The organism is Streptomyces sp. AC555_RSS877, assembly GCF_019049245.1.
Lineage (GTDB): Bacteria > Actinomycetota > Actinomycetes > Streptomycetales > Streptomycetaceae > Streptomyces.
This window is the reverse complement of the sequence record NZ_JAGMUK010000182.1, coordinates 1-3,900: the sequence shown is the minus strand read 5'-3', so window position 1 is coordinate 3,900 and position 3,900 is coordinate 1. Positions and strand designations below refer to the sequence as shown.

The window sequence follows — 3,900 nt, the reverse complement described above, 5'->3', positions numbered from 1 at the left end:
CGTCGCCGTAACCGCTTTCGGTGTCCTCGTGGCCATAGCCACTTTCGTCGGTGTCGGGCGAGGACGGTTCCGGTTTCGCCGGCGGCGTGGTGGGGGGCCGTGTCGATGGTGTGTCCCCGTAGCCTTCCGGCGTGTCCGAGTCGTCGCCGTAGCCACTGTCGTCGCCGTAACCGCCGGGCTCGCGGTCATCGCCGGAGGCGGAGCCGTGGGGAGCATCGTGCGATCCCTGCGTGCTCGTACGACTGGTGGTCACGGGAGCCTCGGCGGGCGAGTCCGCCACCGCCGGAATGCCATACAGGGGCATGATGCCCGTCGCGGCGACGGCTAGGACCAATCCCCTGCTCAGTTTCTGTCGCAATCTCGTCGTCTTCCTGCTCGTAGATAGGGTAAAAGCCAGCCCTGGAGTGGAACTGGTCCAGGACCGGACCGGGCCACAGCCCGTCGGCCGGTGTACTGACGAGGGTTGATCGCTACCGGACCGGCAGAGTGCTGTGCGGAATCTGTACGTCTTGCATGCCGGCGTTCGAGTAGGGGCGCCTGCCGTAGGAGTTGGGCATCGGGTGGTGCATCACACGCCTGCGTCGGCTGCAGGGTTCCTCATCAGCTCTTTCCCCTTCTCTTACGGATCTGTCTTGAAATGGCTTTCCCTCACCCATAGTCCCCCTCCGCTTGTTCTGGCTGGTCCAGTGGGGGGATCCGGTGAAGTGCCAGTACGGGCAGGACGTGCAGCGGTAGATACGGTTCGGGGTTTTTCTCCAGCAGTGGCTGCTTGACCAGCCAGAACCTCGCCTCGAAATTCAGCACGGAACGACGCTTTACCTGTGTCAGGGCATCGAGGCGAGATGATCGTATCAGCTGCTTTCCCTACGAGATGCGATTTAAAGCGCATTTTCTCTTCATCGGGGGGCAGTCTGATAGTGCATCAGCAGGAATGTAATCAAGCAGGTGACACCCTTACGGATGAGTAATCATCGGCTTTCATCGGCATGACGCCGCGCGCCCGGCTGACATGAATTGGGCTGATCGGATGATGGTCCCGAACTTGGTTCGTGCGGGCGAGGCGGTCGATCGCGGCGACGTGGTGCTTCGCTTCGCGCCGCTTCTTGTGGCAATAGGCGTGTGAGTCGGGCTGGGGCAGTGAGGCGAACGCAGCGAGGCAGTAAGCTCGCTTGAGTTGCTTGTTACTTCGCCGGGGGAGGTGCTCGCTGCGGATCGAGGAGTCGGACCGGCGGGTAACCGGAGCAAATCCGGCTTGAGCGGTCAGGTGGCCTGCTGTGGCGAAGCTGCCGTCGGCGACGTCGCCACCTACACCCAACTGCTGGTGGTCCGGGCGCTCGCAGCCGACCTGCGGCTTCTTGGAGAAGCCCCTCCCACCGGGCAGACTCACCCCGGCCCGTGTCCGCCGGGGGTTCGGAACCTCCGCCGGTGGACTGTCTGAGCTGGCCGGACCGTTTGGACAGGTCGCCATGGATGAACCCGGCCCGGGTCAGACGGCGAGTACGAGCGCGAGGAAGTGGTTGACGTCCCTCGCACAGAGTGCGGGTCATTCGCAAGGTCAGCGTCTCCACAAGGGCGCTGTCGCGGGTGCAGCACAGATCGCGGCGGCTACATGGGTTGGGTCTCGCGGAGTCGGTCGAGCCGTGCGATGATCGGGCCCGCCGTGATGCCGTGCAGCACGATTGAGGCAAGCACGGTGAAGGTCACCACTGCCCATAGCTCCCGCTCCGGGACAACAAAGCCGTGCTGGCCCAGCGCGTAGGCAAGGTAGTACAAGGAGCCGATCCCGCGGACCCCGTATACCGCGACGATCCAGCGTTCCCGGCTCCCCAGGGAGCTCCGCAGCAGTCCGGCCCACCCCGCCAGCGGCCGAATCACCAGCAGCACCACGCACGCGGTGGCCGCGCCCCGCCACGAAAGTGCAGACAGGCCGCCCAGCGCGACGAAGGCGCCCAGCAAGAACAGCACGGCCGCTGTCAGCAGGCGCTCCACCTGCCCCGTGAAGTCGTGCAGGACGTTGTGGTAGCCGTGGGCCCGTTCGGCGGCCCGGATGGCGCACGCGGTGACGAACACCGCCAGGAAGCCGTACCCCCCGGCGAGTTCGGTCACCCCCTACGACAGGAAGGTGGCGCCCAGCGCGACAAAGCCCCCCCCCGGGGCGTTGTCACGTTGTTGGCTGTGACTGCCTGACGGCGCGTCGGGGCAGGGTGGGCTTGGGAGCCGGGCCTGTGCTCAGGCCGCGGTGGCAAGGCCGGCGACGCCGGTGATCTGCTCCCGGATGGCGAAGCGGAGCGGTCATCTCGGCTCGGTAGTCGTGGGCGGGCATCAGATGGCGGCGGGGCCGGAAGTGGGGCGAGATACCGCTGAACGCGGACAGGAACCGCTGGGCCCCGCCCACGGAGCGGAAGCCCTTCATCGCCCGTTCACGCTGCCGGGTCGGCTGGTGGCTGTTCTCGGCTCGGGCGAAGTTGGCGTTATTCGTGGCTGATGTGTTCGCGTCGGTGCCGCGCAAGGATCAGCGGGCGAAGGGTGACTGCTATCTGCGGGGGTTGATGCTGGACGGGCGGCGTAAGTCGATCCAGCCGATGGCGGAGCGGCTGCCGGACGGCAACGAGCAGAACCTGCAGCAGTTCGTGAACCAGTCGCCTTGGGATCCGGTGCCGGTGCGGCGGCGGATTGCGGAGCGGATGGTGCCCCAGGTCGGCCCGGACGCGTGGGCGGTCGATGACGTGTCGTTGCCCAAGGACGGGAAGATGTCGGTGGCGGTTGCGCGCCAGTACTGCGGGGCGCTGGGCAAGCGGGCCAACTGTCAGGTCGCGGTGAGTGTGCACGCTGTCTCCGACACCGCGTCCTGTCCGTTGCAGTGGCGGTTGTTCGCGCCCCAGGAGTGGGCGGACGATCCGGTACGGCGGCGCAAGACGCAGATTCCGCAGGAGGTCGGGCATCGGGAGAAGTGGCGCCTGGCGTTGGACAGCATCGATGAGCTGGCCGGATGGGGCTTTCTCCCGCCGGTACTGGTGGCCGATGCCGGTTACGGGCAGAACGCCGACTTCCGCGACGGCCTGGATGGCCGGGGCATCGGCTATGTCGTGGCGGTCCGTTCGGACGTGACCGCCCACCCGCACGACGCGCAGCCCTCCGCCCCGGCGTGGTCCGGAAACGGCCGCAAGCCGCAGCCCCTCTACCGCGACAAGCCGTCCCCGGTGGCCGTGCTGGCGGCAGGCCAGGGGCGGCAGGCGTTCACCGAAGTGACCTGGCGGGGAGGCTCCCGCGGGCCGATGCGCTCGCGCTTCTTGGCCCTGCGGGTGCGGCCGGCCGGGGTCAGGGCCCGCCGCCTGGCCCAGGCCGCCGCTACTGCCGAACACGGCCAGTGGGACGGCGTTCTGCCCGAGGCGACGCTGCTGGTCGAATGGCCCGCCGATGCCGAAGCACCCACTGACTACTGGCTGTCCAACCTGCCGGACGGCACCCCGCTGGCCGAACTGGTCCGCCTGGCCAAGATCCGCTGGCGCGTCGAGCACGACTACCGCGAACTCAAACACGGCCTCGGCCTGGACCACTTCGAAGGGCGTTCCTGGACGGGGTGGCACCACCACGTCACCCTGGTCACCGCCGCCCACGCCTTCCTCACCGAACAGCGCCTGGCCCCAAAAGCCGATACACCGGACTCACCCTCTACCAGATCCTCGACACCATCCAGGACCTGCTGAACTGCTGGACCGGCATCTGCACCACCTGCCACCGCCCCCTGCCCAGAAGATCCACCACCAGCCAGAACACAAGAGCCAGACCAACTTAACGGAGTCCTACTAGTGCTGGATTCCTCAAAGGAGGTACACATATCGGCGTCGTAGAGAGCGGGTTGGTGGTGCGGTTCGGCCCCAAACCCAGGGGCGTGCGCGA

At 67.1% G+C, this 3,900-nt stretch carries 1 protein-coding gene and 4 pseudogenes; 1 reads left to right on the top strand and 4 read right to left on the bottom strand.

Annotated elements, in window-relative coordinates:
* From KUM49_RS39300 to KUM49_RS50915, 4 pseudogenes are all read right to left on the bottom strand, one after another.
* Positions 1-358 (bottom strand): annotated as a pseudogene (locus tag KUM49_RS39300) (hypothetical protein); the annotation flags it as partial.
* Positions 359-1,051: 693 nt separating this feature from the next.
* Positions 1,052-1,300 (bottom strand): annotated as a pseudogene (locus KUM49_RS39295) (transposase); the annotation flags it as partial.
* 305 nt (positions 1,301-1,605) lie between these two features.
* Positions 1,606-2,145 (bottom strand): annotated as a pseudogene (locus tag KUM49_RS39290) (cation:proton antiporter); the annotation flags it as partial.
* 84 nt (positions 2,146-2,229) lie between these two features.
* Positions 2,230-2,458: pseudogene (locus tag KUM49_RS50915) on the bottom strand (IS6 family transposase); the annotation flags it as partial.
* Between KUM49_RS50915 and KUM49_RS39280 the strand changes: the two are divergent.
* Positions 2,445-3,707 carry an IS701 family transposase gene (locus KUM49_RS39280; RefSeq protein WP_217241880.1) on the top strand — a complete coding sequence of 421 codons (1,263 nt, stop codon included), beginning with the start codon at positions 2,445-2,447 and terminating at the stop codon, positions 3,705-3,707. The pseudogene KUM49_RS50915 and the gene KUM49_RS39280 overlap by 14 nt on opposite strands.
* Positions 3,708-3,900: the final 193 nt, after the last annotated feature.